12 protein-coding genes are annotated in these 18986 nt (G+C 36.8%); 3 read left to right on the top strand and 9 right to left on the bottom strand.

What is annotated here, in order from left to right; all coding sequences use genetic code 11:
- Positions 1-687: an NUDIX hydrolase gene (locus BM207_RS12570; protein WP_090994504.1), complete on the top strand. Its 687-nt coding sequence runs from the start codon at positions 1-3 to the stop codon at positions 685-687.
- Positions 688-702: 15 nt separating this feature from the next.
- Here the strand turns inward: BM207_RS12570 and BM207_RS12565 are convergent, their stop codons facing one another.
- On the bottom strand, positions 703-1734 hold the full coding sequence (locus BM207_RS12565) for a GntR family transcriptional regulator (protein WP_090994503.1): 1032 nt from the start codon (positions 1732-1734) through the stop codon (positions 703-705).
- 125 nt (positions 1735-1859) lie between these two features.
- Here BM207_RS12565 and BM207_RS12560 point away from each other — a divergent pair, with 125 nt between their 5' ends.
- Both BM207_RS12560 and BM207_RS12555 read left to right on the top strand, forming a co-directional pair.
- Positions 1860-3254 (top strand): arginine decarboxylase, encoded by a 1395-nt coding sequence (locus BM207_RS12560; protein ID WP_090994502.1) that lies wholly within the window; start codon positions 1860-1862, stop codon positions 3252-3254.
- Between the two features lie 165 nt (positions 3255-3419).
- The gene (locus BM207_RS12555) at positions 3420-5837 is read left to right on the top strand and encodes an outer membrane beta-barrel family protein (RefSeq protein ID WP_090994501.1); all 2418 of its coding nucleotides are present in this window, start codon (positions 3420-3422) and stop codon (positions 5835-5837) included.
- Between the two features lie 20 nt (positions 5838-5857).
- On the opposite strand, the gene BM207_RS12550 is transcribed toward BM207_RS12555, so the two are convergent.
- From BM207_RS12550 to ligD, 8 genes are all read right to left on the bottom strand, one after another.
- Positions 5858-6148, bottom strand: a complete 291-nt coding sequence (locus tag BM207_RS12550) for a hypothetical protein (protein WP_090994500.1) — start codon at positions 6146-6148, stop codon at positions 5858-5860.
- A 54-nt stretch (positions 6149-6202) separates the two neighbouring features.
- Positions 6203-9130, bottom strand: a complete 2928-nt coding sequence (locus BM207_RS12545) for a DEAD/DEAH box helicase (protein WP_090994499.1) — start codon at positions 9128-9130, stop codon at positions 6203-6205.
- A gap of 122 nt (positions 9131-9252) precedes the next feature.
- Complete coding sequence (locus BM207_RS12540; protein WP_090994498.1) at positions 9253-12444, bottom strand: efflux RND transporter permease subunit; 3192 nt, start codon at positions 12442-12444, stop codon at positions 9253-9255.
- Between the two features lie 25 nt (positions 12445-12469).
- Complete coding sequence (locus BM207_RS12535) at positions 12470-13537, bottom strand: efflux RND transporter periplasmic adaptor subunit (protein ID WP_090994497.1); 1068 nt, start codon at positions 13535-13537, stop codon at positions 12470-12472.
- Positions 13538-13539: 2 nt separating this feature from the next.
- The gene (locus tag BM207_RS12530) at positions 13540-14883 is read right to left on the bottom strand and encodes a TolC family protein (RefSeq protein WP_090994496.1); all 1344 of its coding nucleotides are present in this window, start codon (positions 14881-14883) and stop codon (positions 13540-13542) included.
- 21 nt (positions 14884-14904) lie between these two features.
- Positions 14905-15528, bottom strand: a complete 624-nt coding sequence (locus BM207_RS12525) for a TetR/AcrR family transcriptional regulator (RefSeq protein WP_090994495.1) — start codon at positions 15526-15528, stop codon at positions 14905-14907.
- Positions 15529-15627: 99 nt separating this feature from the next.
- On the bottom strand, positions 15628-16104 hold the full coding sequence (locus tag BM207_RS12520) for a GbsR/MarR family transcriptional regulator (protein WP_090994494.1): 477 nt from the start codon (positions 16102-16104) through the stop codon (positions 15628-15630).
- Between the two features lie 90 nt (positions 16105-16194).
- Positions 16195-18912: a DNA ligase D gene (gene ligD, locus BM207_RS12515; RefSeq protein ID WP_090994493.1), complete on the bottom strand. Its 2718-nt coding sequence runs from the start codon at positions 18910-18912 to the stop codon at positions 16195-16197.
- Positions 18913-18986 lie beyond the last annotated feature (74 nt).

The raw sequence follows: 18986 nt of genomic DNA, 5'->3' as shown, positions 1-18986 counted from the left end.
ATGAAGTATGCTAATCAGAAAAAGCTCTTAGTTGCTGTAGATTGTATCATTTTTGGATATGATGGAGAAGACTTAAAACTTTTGATCATCAAAAGACCGATTGAACCTATTCGCGACCAATGGAGTTTAATGGGCGGATTTGTTGAAGAAAACGAAGACCTAAACGGTGCTGCTAAAAGAATTCTCTTATCATTAACAGGACTACATGATGTATATTTGGAACAATTGCACGCCTACGGTGATCCCAAACGGGATTCTGTGGAACGGACTATTTCAATTGCCTATTTTGCGTTAATTGACATCAAAAAATATAGCAAGCAGCTAAACAATCTTTATCATGCTGAATGGTTTAAACTTAAAGAGGTGCCTAAACTCATTTTCGATCATAACCAAATGGTTACGGCGGCGTTAGATAAAATTCGCTATCAAGCTGCCTTACACCCTATTTTATTTGAATTACTTCCCAAAAAATTTACAATTCCCCAACTCCAAGCGCTATATGAGCAGGTGTATGATTCACCTATCGATAACAGAAATTTTATTCGTAAGATTACTTCCAGTGGTATGCTGATTAAGCAAAATGAAAAAGATAAATCTAACTCAAGAAGAGGTGCTTTTTATTTTAAATTGGATAAATTAAAGCATCGATCACAATTTCAATCTTTTTTAAATTTTATTCCCAAGTAATATAGAGACAGAAACTTATAAAGACTTTCTCAAAGTTAAATAAAAAGGAACTTCTATTTTTTCGGTTTTATGATTTAGAATAAGTTCTGCCGCTTGTGTACCTAAAGCTTTAAAATCGGTAGAAATTGTAGTTAACCCATTTAAAATTATTCGCTTAAGAGGAGTTTCATTATAAGAAATGACACCCACTTCTCGTCCAATTTTAATCTTTAAAGCAATTAAGCGTTCAATTAATATAACTAAATCATCTTCCATCAAATTTATATATACTTCCCCTACATTGATATCTTCTGATTCGATCTCATGGATTACCTTATGGTTAAATGCATATTGCTGACAAAACCGATAAAAACCTGTAAGTATTTCTTTTGGAAAATAACTGTTTTTAGGAAATATAATCTTTAAGGTATGATATTTCCCCAAGCGAGGTAGAGCCTGTTCTAAAGCAGCGTAAATATCTTGGGAAAAATTCTCGTACACCGCACCATAGGCTCCCGTTATTCCGGGCAATAGTTTATCTACAATAATGAGCTTCTCTTTCGGAATAGTATTGATAATGTCTTGAGCATTCTCGCCTCCTTCAATAAAATGAGGAATAATTACATAATGAGAATAATCATCCTTCTTAGAGATAATTAATTTTTTGAATAGAGCGAAATCATTATTATAGATGTAAAAATCGATCAGGGCTTGTTCACCAATTGCCTTCTTAAATGCATCATAGATAATTTTTTTGTGCGTGCTTAACTTATTGAATAACAAACATATTTTTAATTTTTGATTAAAATCTGTATTCGTAATAAAATATCCCTTCCCAGGAACTGATTCTACTACCCCTAATTTCCGTAGATGACGGTATCCCTTTTCGGCTGTATCCCTAGAAATTTCAAGCTTAAAACTTAGTTCATTAATTGAAGGTAAAAGACTGTTTTTCTTAAGCTTACCATTCTCAATAGCAGATAATATGGCATTCGTTAACTGCTTGTATTTTGGGGTAGAGGAATACTCATCCACAGTTAAAAGTAAAATTAAATCTTCTGGTTTCACGTATTTCGAAGATAGGGATTTTTTATTGTGTGCAAATAAGAACGCAACCTTAGCGTAAAAAATTTATCAATACTCCTTAATTCTCGATTTAAAATTACATTTTTGCAGAAAAATAGTTGAAATAAATGCAGAGTTACTCCGAATTTCTTGATCTAAGCGTTGGTTTTCCTCAGGAAGGTTACAGTGTTATAGACGATGAATTATATTTTCAGGATCTAAATTTAATGGAAATGATAGAAACCTATGGTACGCCATTGCGTTTCACTTATTTACCTATGGTTAGTAAAAAGATACAGCAGGCAAAATTGTTGTTTCAAACTGCTATTATTAAAAACAATTATCGTGGCGATTATAAATATTGCTACTGCACTAAGAGTTCGCATTTTAGACATATTGTTGAAGAAGCCCTTAAAAATGGCATTCACCTTGAAACTTCCTCAGCATTTGACATGCCGATGATAGAAGCCTTAGAGAAAAAAGGAGCTTTAACAAAAGATATTACAGTTATCTGCAATGGGTTTAAAACTTATCAATACAAGCAATATATTATAGATATGTTGCATGATGGATATAGAAATATTATTCCAGTGTTAGATAACAAAGAAGAATTTAATCTTTACGACGATGAGGTAGAAATGGATACGCCTTGCAACTTGGGGATTCGTATCGCCGCAGAAGAACAGCCAGACTCTCAATTCTATACTTCTCGTTTAGGTGTTCGTATGGAGGATGTGATAGACTTCTATAATAGCAAAATTTCTGCAAACCCTAATTTTAGAGTTAAATTATTACACTTCTTCATCAATTCAGGAATTACAGATTCTCCATATTATTGGAATGAGCTTGAAAAATATGTTACCTTATACTGCAAATTCAAGAAAATTAATCCAGAGTTAGACACGCTTGATATAGGTGGTGGAATGCCGTTTAAAGACAGCTTGGTTTTTGATTTCGATTATGAGTATATGGTAAATGAAATTGTAAAACGAATTAAGGAAATTTGTGCTGAACACGATGTAATTGAGCCTGATATCATTACCGAATTTGGAAAATATACTGTCGCAGAAGCTTCTGGTATTTTATATAAGGTTTTAGGTCGTAAACAACAGAATGACCGTGAAAAATGGCTAATGCTTGATGGTTCATTTATCACCAACCTTCCCGATGTTTGGGCATTGAACCAAAAATACGTACTGTTACCTATTAATAATTGGGACTCTGAATACGAGCGTGTAAACTTAGGAGGTATTACTTGTGACGGGCAGGATTATTATAACCAGGAAGCTCATATGAATAGTGTATTTATGCCAAAAACACGTAAAGTACAATATCTTGGGTTCTTTAATACAGGAGCTTATCAGGAAGTACTAAGTGGCTATGGAGGTATTCATCATTGTTTGCTTCCAAGCCCTAAACATGTAATCATCCGCAGAAATAGAGATGAAACTTTCAATTTTGAGGTATTCGGCGAGGAACAAAACAGTAAGCAGGTACTGAAGATACTAGGTTACACATCTTAAAGAATAAAGCAGAGAAAAATAAATATAGGCCCGGGGAGAAATCCCCGGGCTTCTTTTGTAAAAAACAAATTCATCACAATTTTTTAGCTTTTCGTCACATTTTATTTTTTGAAATAAAAATAATTCGTATCCTTGTGTATTAATTCACTAATACACTAATTCGAAATGAAAACTTTACTCTTTTTACTTTGTTTCTTTTGTTTCAGCCTAAGTGCAAAAAGTCAAACAAATACTGCTCTGCAAATAAGTGGAACGGTAACCGATTCCGTAGCTCAAACACCCATTAACTTAGCTACTGTAATCTTAAAAAACGATAAAAAAATACAGATACAATCAGTTTTAACGGCAAAAGACGGCTCATTCGTCCTTAATGATTTAGTTACCGGAACTTATTCTGTCAGCATCGTACATATAGGATATCAGACAAAGATGCATATGGTGAGCCTTGCAGGTTCTTCTAAAATTTTAGGTACGATAGGTTTAACGATGGGAGCCACTCAACTTAAAGGGGTAACAGTTTCCGGCGATAAACCATTAATCAAACAAGAAATAGATCGGCTTTCTTATGATGTTAAAGCAGATCCCGAAAGTAAGGTAAATAACGTATTAGAAATGATGCGAAAAGTACCATTATTATCAGTAGATGCAGATGACAATATTCAGCTTCAGGGAAATAGTAACTATAAAATTTTAGTTAACGGCCGTCCATCTGGCATGATGGAAAGAAATCCAAAGGACATTTTAAGGAGTATGCCGGCGGCTAGTATTGAAAAAATTGAGGTTATCACTACCCCGCCGGCGAAATATGATGGCGAGGGACTTGCAGGAATAATCAACATCATCACCTTCAAAAAATCTGTTAATGGTACAAATGGAACCATTAATACCAGTCATCGTTTCCCTGTTGGGGGACCCGGAGTTGGAGGATCATTTACCTTAAAATCAGGGAAATTTGGAATTGCAACAAATGCAGGGGGAAATCTCAATAGCTCTCCACTTCTTAACAATAGTAATAGTAGGTTAACTTTAGGGACCAACCCTACTGATTTGTTCCAAACAGGCACGAGAGATTTCTCTGGTAAAACAGCGTATGTAGGTACAGAATTGAGCTTTGAAATTGATAGTCTAAATTTGTTATCGGGGCAATTGAACTACAACGCAAACAAGAATGAAAGTCTTTCCACACAACTCTCAACCCTTTATAATTCCACTTCGATTATCCAAAGTTATGGTCTTAAGAACAACCTTGAGGGTTCCGGAAATGGCTTTGATGCCGCATTAAATTACCAATTGGGATTTAAAAAAGACAAGAACCGTTTACTTACCTTTTCTTATCGTTATTTTCGCTTTAGCAATGATCAGTTCAATAGTGTGGATATATACAATCCTATAGCCTACAATCTAGCCGATTATAGACAAAATAATATGGGGGGCTCTACAGAAGAAACTGCTCAGATAGATTACGTTTATCCGCTTAAAAAGGTGACAATTGAATTGGGAGCAAAAGCAATTTTCAGAAATAACAACAGTGATTTCCGATTTTCATCGATGAACTCTTCAGGGAGTTTCGAAGCAGACCCCTTAAGAACAAATACTTTCGACAACCAACAAAATGTTTATGGTGTATATAACACCTATCAATTTATGATCAAGAATTGGGGGGTAAAAGCGGGTGTAAGAGCAGAACAAACTGAAATTGATGCGAATTTCGCTGGAGGTACGCAAAAATTAAACAACACTTCGTTAAACTTAATTCCCTCGATTTCGATTAACCGTAAGTTTAAAAACATGAGCAGCATTAACTTTGGTTTTACATCGAGAATTCAGCGTCCGGGCATTAATCAATTAAATCCTTTTGTTGACCGCTCTAATCCGAATTTTGAATCATCGGGAAATCCCGATCTAAAACCGACCACTGGGAATAGCTTTGAAGTTACTTACAGTCGATTTAAAAAAGTATCCTTAAATATTGGTGCTAGGGGAATGCTCTTTGAAAACTTAATTATGCCTAGCGCTGTAACCGATCCAGTGACTCAAATTACAAGAAGCAGCTTTGCAAATACGGGAAGCGGTTCATTAATGGGAGCCAATGTAAATTTGAACTATCCATTTAACAGTAAACTTAGGGCGCAAGTTGGTGCACAGGCAATGTATGGCAAAGTTAAGGGAGAAATTAATGGTATCTTGATCAAGAAAGAGGGCTTAATGAGACGTGCGTTTACATCAGTGACCTACCGCCCCAGTAAAACTTGGCAAGGGACTGCCAGCATGAATTATAATGGACCGAACTTATCTATCCAAGGCACAACAAATTCATTCTTAACGTCTTCTTTTAGCATTAATAAAGAACTGTTCGATAATAAACTTACCCTTTCTATTGCAGCTAATAATGTTTTCGATAAATATAGAAAAGCAATAAATTTTACAAACGGACCTAATTTCACACAAGAATCCTATAATCAAAACTATCAGCGAAACTTTACCACCAGTCTAAATTACCGGTTTGGCAAATTGAAGGATGCAATTAAGAAAAACAAAAAAGGCATTAATAATAATGATGTATCGGAAGGAACCAGCCTTTAAAAATTGACTTGTGAAGTTTTTCAAATTGGCGGCTCTAGCTCCGCCAATTTCGCTTCAATCGGTTTAAAATATTCATCAATATCGGTATGAACGCCCTTTGGCTGTTCATACCGATTAATTTCTCCATTGCTTTCTTTGTGAAAACTACCTATGTCTTCACCATCCAGGTTAATATGATAATGGGAACCACTTTTGGTCACGATAACATGTGCAAGTTTCTGCTTGATGGGAATATCAAAAATGATAGTTTCTCCTATAATGTCACTTTCCTTAATCACCGGGAGTGATTCATGCTTTTTGTCCTCTTCCATAATTCTTTACTTATTACTTAAAGAACACTGGCTTTTGGAATTTTGTTTTATCATCTATATCAGTTCAAGTAGGTCTTTTTTGGACAGCGATTTAAAAATGGATGTTTCCGTTTTAATGAGGTCCCTTGCAATTCCCTTTTTCGTTTCTTGCATTAACATAATCTTTTCCTCAATAGTATCCGGACAAATTAATCGTACTGCCATCACATTTTTATGCTGACCAATACGGTATGTCCTATCTATGGCTTGGTTTTCAACAGCAGGATTCCACCATGGATCAACAAGATATACATAATCAGCTTGAGTAAGATTAAGCCCCACTCCCCCGGCCTTTAAACTGATTAGTAAGACCCGAACCGATTCATCGTCTTGAAAAGAATTAACAACGGCTGCACGATCTTTCGTCTGACCGGTTAAATAATTAAAAGGTATATCTCTAGCAACAAGTTCCGCCTTAACAAGATCTAACATACTCACGAACTGTGAAAAAACCAAAATCTTGTGAAACGGTGCTTTGTTCTCTATCTGTTCGATCAATACATCCATTTTTGCAGATGCATTGCCATAATATTTCTCTTTACTTAGTATGGTGGGCGAATCACATATTTGCCTTAACTTAGTAATCCCTTGCAATACATGCATGCTACTTTTGGTCAACTCATCTTCGGCAGTGCCCATAATATAATCTCTGATTTCGGTGCGACAACTTTCGTAAATTTCTCGTTGCTGCTCACCCATCTCACAATAAATAACCATTTCAGTTTTATCTGGCAGTTCAGTAGCCACCTGCTCTTTTGTTCGCCTTAATAAAAAAGGATTAATCCTCTTGTGCAATTCCTCGGCTCGTTTACCATCTTTAAATTGATCGATAGGAACGGAATACAACTGTCTAAACTGTTCTCGGCTTCCTAACAATCCTGGGCAAGCAAACGAAAACTGTCCATATAGATCGAAAGTATTATTTTCAATTGGAGTACCAGTCATTACTATCTTGTTGCGCGAACTTAGCAGCCTAACTGCTTTATATCTCTGGGAATCGGGATTTTTAATCAGTTGAGACTCGTCTAAAAAAATATAATTGAATCGATAATTTTTGAGTAACTTAATGTCCGTCAATAACGTACCATAGGACGTAAGCACAATTTCATACTGATCAAAATTGTTAGTTGCTTTGATTCTAGCAACTCCATAAACCGTTAACACTTTTAATGAAGGAGCAAATTTTCGAATCTCTTGCTCCCAGTTAAAGACCAGTGAGGCGGGCACCACTACCAAATTTGTATTATGTTTAACTCGCTCTCGTTGAGAAAGAATAAAGGCTAATACTTGTACCGTTTTGCCCAGGCCCATATCGTCTGCCAAACACCCTCCAAAATTGAAACTATCCAAAAAATTCAGCCAGTTAAGTCCCTCTTGTTGGTAACTCCGTAACGTGGCATTCAAATCCTTGGATACCTCTATATGTTCAATTTTTTCGAAGTCTGAGAACTTTGATTTATAAAGACTTAAACGCTCTCTGCTTTCAAGATCTAAAAGCTCTTCTTCATATAATTCTTCAACTTTGGCATAATTGATATTTGGGGTATGCAGTGAATCTCCAATAATCTCTCCTGCTGCAAAATAATGTTCAAATTTTTCCAGCCATTCATCTGGCAAAATACCAGAGGTTCCATCATCAAGCTGTACAAATTTGCTTTTGTTTCTGATAGATTTATGCAGATGCTTTAGAGAAACCTCTTGTTTATTGAACTTAACTTTTATCGCAGTTTCAAACCAATCGATCCCACTAATTACATGAATAGCAATTTCAGCTTTGTATTGATTGAGTTTGTTTTCTTTTAATTCGTTAAAGCCTAAAATAGCAATCCCCCTACTCCTCCAAACCTCAAATGCTTCCAAAAACCATTCGGCCTGCAAAAAATGCTTGCGGTGCAAGTAAAAACAATCGGCATGCCTTTGGTAGGAAAACTCTTCCATTTGCTCTTTAAACTGAGGATGCATTTTAGCGATTGTATTGATAAACTGAATTTCTTGCTCCTCATTGCGATTAACAGTAAAAAGTTGCCCTTTTTTATCTTTCGACCTAATCTGCTTTTGAGAAATAACCGGAATTTCTAAATTGCCATACTTCATTACTGGTGTGATCAATACAAAGTCTTCTGATTCTGACAAGTAAATTATTTGTTCATTTTCTAGATCAAAACCCTGCTCAATTCGCTGCTTTTTTGTTGCCTGTTTTAAGTATGCGTAATTAATCTTGATTTTCTCTTCTAACTTCGTCAGTATGTTTTGCTGAAAATCTTCGTATTCCGAACGTGTTATTATTAAATTGTTCTGGTTTTGTTTAAAAAACTCAATTGCATTTAGAAAATAGGGATTTTCGATTAGATAAAGTCTATTCTTAAATTCAACGAAGTAATGATAACATAGCTTTAAATCTTCCATTGCAATCGCTTTCCCATCAAGGTGGAGCAGGCCGGAGATATCGAAAAAATCTCCTCTTTCATCGACGTTTAATTCAAGGTTTACCTTTAAAACAGAAATTTGTGTTAGAACAACCGAAGCAGCATTGATGGTGGAAGAAGCCTTTTCATCATGGGTGTAAAAATCCAGCTTTAAGGGATTAAGTAAAATAGCCTTTAATGCCTCCAGATTAGATTCACTAAAGCCTTCGTTATAATTATTTTTAAAGCGGGTTACCCCACTATAAAACTTTAGCTCATCCTGCTTTTCAGTTTTCCATATCAAGTCGGATGGGTCGAGAAAGACAAGTGGATTTTTTAACTTACCATTTAGACTGGTGTTTATGCTTGCCAATTCAATCACTAAATGCCTATAATAGCGATGTCGACTAAAAATTAGCGCCATTTTGGTTGGCTGATGATGACCTAAATGGAGTCGCGCCGCCTTAACTGCCTTCAGAATAGGTGCCAGCCGTTCATAATTAAACTTTCCGTCTTCGTAGTCACCAATTTCTTTCATTAACGTATATTATCCAGCCCTAAAGATAGGAGAAAGCGTCTTATTTAGTCAATAGTTCCTAACTAATCTGGAAAAATATACAGAAGGCCCCAAACTTTGTTTGAGGCCTTCTATAATAATGCTTAATGTTTTAAATCATATTCATGAACATCTTTGTGCTCGTAGTTTTCTACAATTAATTCTTCAATTGGTGCACTTTTTTTATCCATTCCAAAGTAATGCAGAATGTTATCAAACCATTGGTACATTACGGGTACAATAATTAAGGTTAAGAACAACGAACTGATCAACCCACCAATAATTACCCATGCTAAACCATTTTTCCATTCTGCACCTGCGCCACTGGCTAATGCAATAGGTAACATACCAATTACCATGGCTATGGTTGTCATTAAAATTGGGCGTAAACGAGCGTGGTTAGCTAAAATTAGTGCTTCGCGCGTAGCCTTACCTTCTGCCTTCATTTGGTTCGTAAAATCGACCAGAATAATCGCGTTCTTTGCAACTAGACCAATTAACATAATCAGACCTAAAATTGTAAAAATTCCCAAATTGTTATTGGTTAAAGCAAGTGCTAAAAATGCACCAATTACTGCTAATGGAATAGAGAACATAACTACTAATGGATACACAAAACTGTCATACAAACCAACCATGATAAAGTACACTAATAAAATGGACGCCAGCAAAGCAATACCTAAAGTACCGAAACCCTCGCTTTGATTCTCTTGGTCACCTGCCCACACATAATTTACGCCAAGGGGGCGATGTAATTTTCCTTCTTTTTCCTGCTCATCAAGCTGCTTTTGAAAATCTTCCACTATACTACCAGTGGGCCTGCCTATGGATTGTGCTTTAACCGTTACAGAAGTGGTTTTATTTAAACGTTCAAGTTGTGATGGGCCAGAGCCCTCATTGATCTCTGCAAATTGCATTAATTTTATTTGCTGCCCCTTCGAATTGATGAACGCTAAATTGCGTACATCCTCGATATTTTTCTTATCAAAATCTTGAAACTGAACATTAATATCGTACTCATACTGCCCTTTGCGGTATTTAGCATCTGTGTTACCGCTAAATGCATACTGCATTGTTACACCAACGGTTTGTAGGGTTAGACCTAAAGAAGCCATTTTGTCTCGATCTACCTTTACATTGATTTCTGGTGTACCTTTTTCTACTGAAATCTTGGTTTCTGCAGCCCCTGGTATTTTTGCCAAGATAGCTTTCGCCTGTTCTGCATAATGTAAAGCGCTGTCTAATTCTGGTCCCATCACTACCAATTGAATATTCGCATTTTCTGCGGTACCCATAATGGAAATATTTACCGTTTTAACATTTGCCCCTACCAGTTCTCTGGTTAATTCTCTCGAGAATGTTTTAGCTAAGACGTCGCTACTAGTTCCTGGTCTTAATTTACGATCTACTAACTTTACGTTTATTTCTGCCTTATAAGCAGTAGCTTGCGAGCTTCCCATGTCGCCACTCGACTGGCCAACTGTAGTGATCATTTGATCAATTTCTGCTTTCTTGCTCAAATAGTTTTCTGCACGTAAAGCATATTGGTTGGTCAACTCTAATGAAGCATCCTTCGGCAGTTCTATTTGAACTAAAAATTCACCTTTATCCGATTTAGGGAAAAATTCGAAACCTATATATTTACCTGCAAACAGGCCACACGAACTTAATAGCAGCATAAATACCCCTATTAAAGTAATTGCTTTATGATTTAAAGTCCAGTTTAAAAGGTTTGTGATCCACCCTGTAAATTTAGCGAGTTGTTTCTCGAACCACAATATAAACCTCCCAAACGCATTTTTCCCTTCTATACGCTCTAATTTACCAAAACGGGAAAATAATAGCGGTACAATGGTGAAGGATGTAATTAAGGACATAATGGTTGCAATAATTACGACGATACAGAACTGACGAAGAATATTTGCAACTAAACCTGTGCTCATTGAAATTGGCAAGAATACGACCACGATTACCAAGGTAATAGAAATTACCGTAAAACCAATCTCTTTAGTTGCATCAAAGGCTGCCCTAAATTTGTTTTTACCCATTTCCATGTGGCGTTGAATATTCTCTAAAACCACAATTGCGTCATCTACTAGAATACCAACTACAAGAGACAAACCCAGTAAAGACATTAAGTTTAGTGTAAACCCAAATAAACTTATGGCAATAAAAGTAGCTATAAGGGATATTGGAATGGAAATCATGACAAAAATCGCATTTCTTAAACTGTGCAAGAAGAAAAGCATTACAAAAGCTACCAAAACAACTGCAATCATTAAATCATGAATAACTGCATCGGCTGATTCTAACGTATAGATAGAGCTATCGTTGACAATTTTGAGGTTTAAACCATTAATCTTTGCGTAATCACTATTTGTTTTCGCAATTGCTTTCTTAATCCCTTCACTTACACTTACGGCATTAGCATCGCTTTGTTTAACAATGCTTAAAGTTAAAGAGTTCGATCTATCTATACGGGCAATTTTCTCAGCCTCCTTAGAAGTTTCCTGTACGTCTGCAAAGTCAGATAATCTCACCTGCGCGCCATTTTGTGTGGTAGTAACCACCAAATTCCTCAATTCTTCAATACTTTGAAATTTACCTGATAAACGAACTAAGATATCTTGGCCATCTGCTTTTACACTACCAGTAGGGAAATCTAGGTTGGCGCCTTGTATTAATTGTTGTACTTGAACAATAGTTAAGCCATAGCCCTTTAACTTAGCGCCATCAATGCCTACTTTCACCTCTCGCTCAGCCCCTCCAATAATAGATACTTGAGCCACGCCAGGTACACGAGAAATTTCTGGCGCAATCTTTTGGTCGATGATATCGTACAGATCAATATCAGAGATTTTTGCAGTTGCTGCGATGGTGATAATTGGCATATCATCTAGCGAGAATTTACTTAAAGAGGGCGTTTTAACGTCTTCGGGTAAATTTGCCAAGATGGCATTTACTTTACGTTGCGCATCATTTAGGGATAGATCTACATTGGCACTAGCCGTTAGCGTAATGGTTACAATAGATACACCCTCTAAAGATGTGGAGTTGATTTTTTTTACGTTTTCCATTGAAGAAACGGCGTCTTCAACTTTTTTAGTTACAGTATTTTCTACCTCACTTGGCGATGCTCCAGGGTAAATGGTTGATACCGATACCACATTTGGAGAGAATTTTGGTAATAATTCATAGCCCAATGAGAAATAACTTAACAAGCCTAACAGGGTCAATGCAGTAAAAACTACAATCACCAATGAAGGTCTTTTAATGGATATTTCTGCTATTTTCATTTTCTTGCTTCTTCTGAGGAATAATTTATTTCACAATACTTACTGGAGTGTTATCAACCAAATTGATTTGACCGCTTGTTATTACAGTTTCACCCTCGGTTAGTCCACTTAAAATCTCTACCTTTTCGCCTAATATCCTGCCACTAACAACTTTTCTTATTTTTGCGGTGTTACTTGCTTTATCCAATACGAAAACTTGATTGCTACTTACACTACCTACAAATGAAGTACGCGGAATTAAAATACTTGAAGCCTGTTTTGGGAAATCGAACACAGCAGTGCCGTACATTCCTGCCCTTAGAGAATTTTTAATATTGTTGGCAACTTCAATTTCTATCGGAAAGTTTAATGCACCATCTGCCTTTGCTGCAATAAAAGAGATTTTTCCAGTAAATTGCTCGTCAGGATAAACAGTAGATTGTATCGCTACTTTATCGCCAACTTTTAGGTTAGCAACCTGACTTTCATTTACATTTACTTTCAATTTAAGTTTAGAAACATCAACCAATTCAAATAGTTGGGTTCCCTGTGCCGTAACAAATGAGCCAACTTCAATATATTTTTTATTTACAATGCCATTAATTGGCGATTTGATATTTGCGTCACTAAGTCTTCTGCTAGATGCCTGTAAACGCAACCTAGCATTTTTCGTAGTCAATTTTGCCTGATCTAATTGTTGCTGCGTTACCCCGCCGGTGGCATAAGAGCTTTGGTATCTAGCCTCATCCTTTAACGCATTTTGATACGCAGCTTCAGCAGTTTCTCTATCTGTATTGATAATTTCTGCATCGATACGAGCTAAAACTTGTCCTTTACTAACCCGAGCGCCTTCCTCTACATAAACGGCTTTTACACGGCCAGCATTTTCTGATAAGAAATTTAACTCTTTATTGGGAATAAAAGTTCCGTTTACATTAAAATCCAGTTCAGGAACTGTTTTAGAAACCATGGCGACATTCACTGCAATGGAACCATTTCCTTTTGCCACAAAGTCTGTTTTTTCTTGGTTTTTCTTTTTATTTCCACCCAATACATAAGCGATACCACCAATTACGATCACTAAGATAACCAGGGTTGTTATTATTCTTTTCATATTTATTTTACTAGCGTTTTGATGTTTCCGTTTGATTTGATTAATTGTATTTCTGCAATTTTGTAATTTAATAAGGCCTGTGTATAACTGTTTTGAGCTTGAGTGAGTGAAGTTTCAGTATCCAACAAATCTGTTAAACTAGCCAGACCATTATTATAGTTGTTTTGCGTACTCCTATAAATTTCTGCTGCGAGTTCGGCATTTTTCCTTTGTGAGTTAATGGTATTCAAACTGTTTTTTAACTGAATTTTAGCATTCTCGTAAGCCAAGTTCAAAGCGTTTGTAGTTTCATTTCTATCTTCTTTCGCTTTCTGAATATTCACGTCTGCCTGACGAATTTTCGCCTTGGTTAAAAAGCCATTGAAAATTGGCACTTTCAACGTCAAACCTACAGCTGACGATCCAAAACCAATGGCGCTTGAATTAGAACTCAAAAAATCAAAACCACCACTCTGACTAGAATAAGTATAATTACCTGTTAAACCTAAAGTCGGATAATACTCAGCAACATATGCTTTTCGTTGTAAGTTCAATAGCTTATCTTGATTGTCTAAAAGCCTTATTTCTGTTCTGTTTGCGAGCGCAACGGTATCGGTTAACTGCGGCAAATGATTAACCTCTGTCAGCTCTGTTTCTGGTAAAACTATCGCATTGCTAACTGGCATTCCCATAGAGAATTTTAATTGATTTTCTAGCTGAACAATCGAATTCGAGGTTTGATCACGCTGCGTTTCAAGGTTAGTCAGGTTAACGTTAATACGATCCACATCAATTTTCTTCGCCAAGCCATTTTTGTATTGATTAGCTATAATTTTTTCAATTACTTTTACATTCTTAATGTTGTTATCTATTACATTAAGTTGTTGCCTAGTAACCAAAACTTGGTAATAATTATTTGCGACCATCTCGATAATCTGCTCTTCCGTAAATTGCGCAGTTAAGGCATAATACTCTGCGCTTGATTTCGCTGCTTTTAAGCCTGTAAACACTTGCTGATTAAACAATTGCTGTGACAGCTGAACACCAGCATTCGAATTCCACTTTTGACCAAACTTTAGGGTCTGTGTTGTTCCACCAAAATCTACCACCTGTTGGCCGATGATGGGATTGTACGTTAAGCCTGCTGTACCCGTTAGCTGAGGTAAAGCTTGTGACCTAACCTCATCAACCTTGTATTTTCCGCCTTCAATATCCAGCCTTGCTTTACGGGCTTTGGTATTATGTTCTAAGGCAAAACTTAGTGCTTCCCCTAATGTTACTTTTTGCTGAGCAATTGCCAATTGCGGTAGGGATATTACTCCAAACACAATAAGCATCAGCTTAACAATTTTTGTTCTCGATTTCATTTTTATAATTATAATTTGTGTTTAATTCTTTGTTACTTGCTTATATTTTTCGATTAATCGGGCACCCTTAACGTTGCATACCCCATAAAGAAAATGCTCTGTCATCTCGGCGATGAGGTGTGCTGTGCTGTATTGTTGATGATCATGTTGCAAGCCAGAAATGAACTGACCCTGCTGTAACCGAAGTGACGTTAAAATCTCGACGTTGATTTCCTTTCGGTAAAGCTCTTCTGCTATTCCCCTTTTCAAATTTGCCTTGATACTTATAGATAAACATCTCTCTTCAAAGTCTTTTAACTTTACCCAGGCACTTGAAAAATACTTTTGAAGGTCATAATATACCTTTCCATTGAAAGTAGTTAACCAGGCATTGCAGTTGGCCAAGCCCAAAACAACTTCATGAATGGCATCTATCGCTGCTTTCGAATTTGTTTTTAGTTCATATTCATGAGCGCTTAATCTAGCTTCAAGTAGACTATTCACTAACTCTTCTTTATCGTTTAAGTGCTGATAGATAGTCCTTTTAGAGATTCCTATGTGCTTAGCAATATCATCCATTGTAACACTTTTTAATCCATATTGCCTAAATAGCAATCCCGCTTCAGCAATTATATGTGATTTTAATATTGATTTATCTTCTTCCATTCTACTTCCTTCTTCAATCTTATTAAGCTTACCAGTGAGTCTGTATCTTCAGTTAATACTAGTTAGTTCTGTAAATAAAGAACCAACTAGACAAAAAAATTATTTATGCTCTTCTTGATATTTTTTATAAAGCGCAATTACTTGGTTATGCACCAAGGAAAGGAAATCTGTCATCTCTGCCATTTTCTCATTAAATTCTTTTGTATTTGATGGCCTTGCTGCAAGCACTTTTTTGTAAATTGCAACCAGAGATTCGACCCCTTGAAATTGCGCTAAAATCTGCGTATCCCAATCTGCCATTCTCACGTGAAAATAGCGTTTACGATCTCCAATCCGAGTTTTGTAGCCAATTTTCTTAACCATGGCCAATTGGGTTAAGGCCTGGCTTACGGCACTTTTACTTAACCCAAGGGTCTCCTTAATCTGGTCAAAAGTAAGTTCGGTCTCATCCGATACAGTCAATAATGCAAGAATTTTCGACATGGCAGGTTGGTGACCTAAACTTTCGTTCACATGCGCTAGCTCTTCAATAAGCTGTATTTTGTCCTGACTAAGTAATATCTTATTTTCTGACATTGATAATTGATTTAGCGATACAAAGATAGATAAGTTTTTTTAGTTCACAAATAAAAGAACCAGATATTTATGTTCGTGACATTGAACAAACTAACCGTGAATCTCTTTTGCTTTTAAAATGGCTGTTTCCAAATCAATTCCTTTTCCTAATACGCCCTTAAAGATATCTCCCTTCTCTTTTAACCTATCGATTGCGTTAAAAATAGTAAAGTCTCTCATCTTTAAACCAGGTTTCATCTCAGCCCATTCTATTGGCATTGAAACGGTAGCTCCTGGTTTTGGACGGAGCGAATAGGGACCGGCAATGGTTGCACCTGGTCTATTTTGCAAAAAATCTAGGTACATCTTTCCCTTTCTTGCAGCAATCATACGTTCAAGCGAAGTGAACTTCGGAATTTGCTTATTTACAATGCCTACAATAATTTGCGCAAAGAGCTGGCTCTGATCATAGTCATATTTTGCACCCAAGGGGATATAAATATGGATCCCAGTTGAGCCGGAGGTCTTCGGAAAACAAGGCACCTCAATAGAATCTAATACTTCCTTGACCACATTGGCGGCTTCTATTACTTTATCAAAGTGATGTTTATCCGGGTCAAGATCAATTACACAATAATCTGGGTTATCCGGCGACTTTATTCTAGAAAACCAAGGGTTAATCTCAATACAACCTAAAGAAGCCATCCACAGTAATGTTGCCAGATCGTCTCCTACTAAATATTCCTTATCTTCACCATCACCCGTTGAGTATGGAAAGGTCTTTGCCCATTCTGGAGCTTTCCCTTTCACATCTTTCTGATAGAATCCCTTTCCATGGATCCCGCCTGGAAAACGATTAAGCGACTGCGGTCTGTCTTTTAAGTACGGCAACATGTAATCAGCTACCTGATAATAATAATTGAACATATCACGTTTTGTAACCTTGTCTTCTGGCCAATAATATTTAGAAAGATGGGTGAATTTGAGCTCTTTGCCATTAACTTTTCTTATCTGTGTTTCGTCTTTAGGGTTTAGCAACGTTTTTGGAGTAGCATTTTTTGGAGGACGAATAGCCGAATCATGGTGGCTCTTCGCCTCTACTTCTTCTATTACCTCATCCACATCAGCCGCCTTTTCACGTACAACATCTTTGGCACGTTTATCTGCTCGCATTCCTTTGAAAGAAGGATGCCTGAAAATACCTTCATCAGTTAGCTCAGTAAAACTCACCTCGCATACCAGCTCTGGCTTCATCCAAGTTGCCTTTGCATTTAATTGTTTATGTTGAAATCGAGAAAGTTTATTAACATCTGGGACAACCGTAAAGGGGCTTTTCTCTGTAATATAGGGTTCAAATTCTTTCATCATCTTTCGCTGATCTGCATCAGAAAACCCTGTGCCTACTTTACCTACATAAGTTAGTGTTTTATCCTCCCAAACAGCTAAAATTAAAGAACTAAATAGTTTTGAAGTGTCCGCATTACGGGTAAATCCTGCTATGATAACTTCTTGTCTTTTGGACACCTTAATTTTCAACCATTCTTTAGAGCGGTTGTTAATCACATAGGTAGATGATTTGCGCTTGGCCATGATGCCTTCCAGCCCCATTCTTTCGGCTGCCGAGAAAAAATCGATCCCACTCGCATCGAATACGTTAGAAATACGAACCCTATCATCATCTGTTGGCATAACTTCATTCAAAATCGCCTGCCTTTCTACGAGCGTTAAGCCAGTGAGATCTTTTCCTTCACACCATAAGATGTCAAAAGCGTAGAAAATTAGTTCTCCATCAGCCTCACTACGCCAATTTTGTAGTGCACCAAAATTAGCGATCCCTTTCGCATTAAGCACTAAAATTTCCCCATCTATAACCGCATTAAGCTTCCACTTACTCAAAATATCGTAGATAGGATAGAATTGATCATTAAAAGATTTGTTATTGCGTGAGAGTAAATTCACCTTCCCTTTATTTACAAAAGCCAATGCGCGGTATCCGTCCCATTTAACCTCGTATTGCCAGTCTGGATCATCGAAAGGGGCATCAACTAACGTAGCAAGCATGGGTTTAATTCCCTTGGGTATCGTCAACTTAGGCGCAGATTTTAAAAGCTTAGCAGAATCAAGCTTAAGAGAATCTTTGCTCACTTCTGGATCCTCTGTTCCAGCAGGGATATTTTTGCTAGAACTTTTCTTGACGTCTGGCAGCTTAGCTTTCACTTTTTCTTCGTGGTTATTTTGCCAAATCTTCTCGCTGGTTTTTTCCATCACTTCAATAGTTTTCCCCGAAATGATGGACTTATCTAATTTGGTGACATCCTTTTTGGAGGCAAACTCGTCATCGTGCTTAATTAGCAGCCATGAGTTTTCGCCCATGCCATTGGTTCGCACTAGCGCAAACTCTCCCTTAAGTTTCTCTCCATGCAGCTTCATCTTTACTGAACCTTTTTTAAGTTCGGCCAATAAATATTTCTCCTGCGCTTTTTTACCTTTAATAGGTTCTATGGTTTCATACCAGCCTTGATCCCATACAATCACTGTTCCTCCCCCATATTCTCCTTTTGGAATAAGTCCTTCGAAATTGCGGTAATCAAATGGGTGATCCTCTACCATCATCGCTAAGCGCTTTGTTTTAGGATCCAGAGCTGGTCCTTTGGGAACTGCCCAGCTTTTAAGTACGCCGTCCATTTCTAAACGAAAATCATAATGCAGTCGGGTTGCATCATGCTTCTGTATAACAAACAACAGCTTACCTTTATCTTTACTCCTTCCAGCTTTAGGTTCGCTAGTTTTTGAAAAATCACGTTTTTGATTGTATTTCTGTAGTCCCATAATAAATGATTAGCTATTTCATTTAAAATGGAACACATTTTAGTTCAAAAAGGTTTTAGATCAGCGCAGCGGGA

Source organism: Pedobacter insulae (assembly GCF_900113525.1).
Classification (GTDB): Bacteria; Bacteroidota; Bacteroidia; order Sphingobacteriales; family Sphingobacteriaceae; genus Pedobacter; species Pedobacter insulae.
Note: the sequence above shows the minus strand (reverse complement) of the source record. Positions and strands in the feature narration are given on the sequence as shown.

What these genes read in the sequence shown, in the direction of transcription:
- BM207_RS12560 (WP_090994502.1), top strand. Translation starts at nt 1,860, where the DNA reads ATGCAGAGTTACTCCGAATTTCTTGATCTAAGCGTTGGTTTTCCTCAG.
- BM207_RS12520 (WP_090994494.1), bottom strand. Translation starts at nt 16,104, where the DNA reads ATGTCAGAAAATAAGATATTACTTAGTCAGGACAAAATACAGCTTATT.
- BM207_RS12535 (WP_090994497.1), bottom strand. Translation starts at nt 13,537, where the DNA reads ATGAAAAGAATAATAACAACCCTGGTTATCTTAGTGATCGTAATTGGT.
- ligD (WP_090994493.1), bottom strand. Translation starts at nt 18,912, where the DNA reads ATGGGACTACAGAAATACAATCAAAAACGTGATTTTTCAAAAACTAGC.
- BM207_RS12555 (WP_090994501.1), top strand. Translation starts at nt 3,420, where the DNA reads ATGAAAACTTTACTCTTTTTACTTTGTTTCTTTTGTTTCAGCCTAAGT.
- BM207_RS12550 (WP_090994500.1), bottom strand. Translation starts at nt 6,148, where the DNA reads ATGGAAGAGGACAAAAAGCATGAATCACTCCCGGTGATTAAGGAAAGT.
- BM207_RS12525 (WP_090994495.1), bottom strand. Translation starts at nt 15,528, where the DNA reads ATGGAAGAAGATAAATCAATATTAAAATCACATATAATTGCTGAAGCG.
- BM207_RS12540 (WP_090994498.1), bottom strand. Translation starts at nt 12,444, where the DNA reads ATGAAAATAGCAGAAATATCCATTAAAAGACCTTCATTGGTGATTGTA.
- BM207_RS12530 (WP_090994496.1), bottom strand. Translation starts at nt 14,883, where the DNA reads ATGAAATCGAGAACAAAAATTGTTAAGCTGATGCTTATTGTGTTTGGA.
- BM207_RS12570 (WP_090994504.1), top strand. Translation starts at nt 1, where the DNA reads ATGAAGTATGCTAATCAGAAAAAGCTCTTAGTTGCTGTAGATTGTATC.
- BM207_RS12545 (WP_090994499.1), bottom strand. Translation starts at nt 9,130, where the DNA reads ATGAAAGAAATTGGTGACTACGAAGACGGAAAGTTTAATTATGAACGG.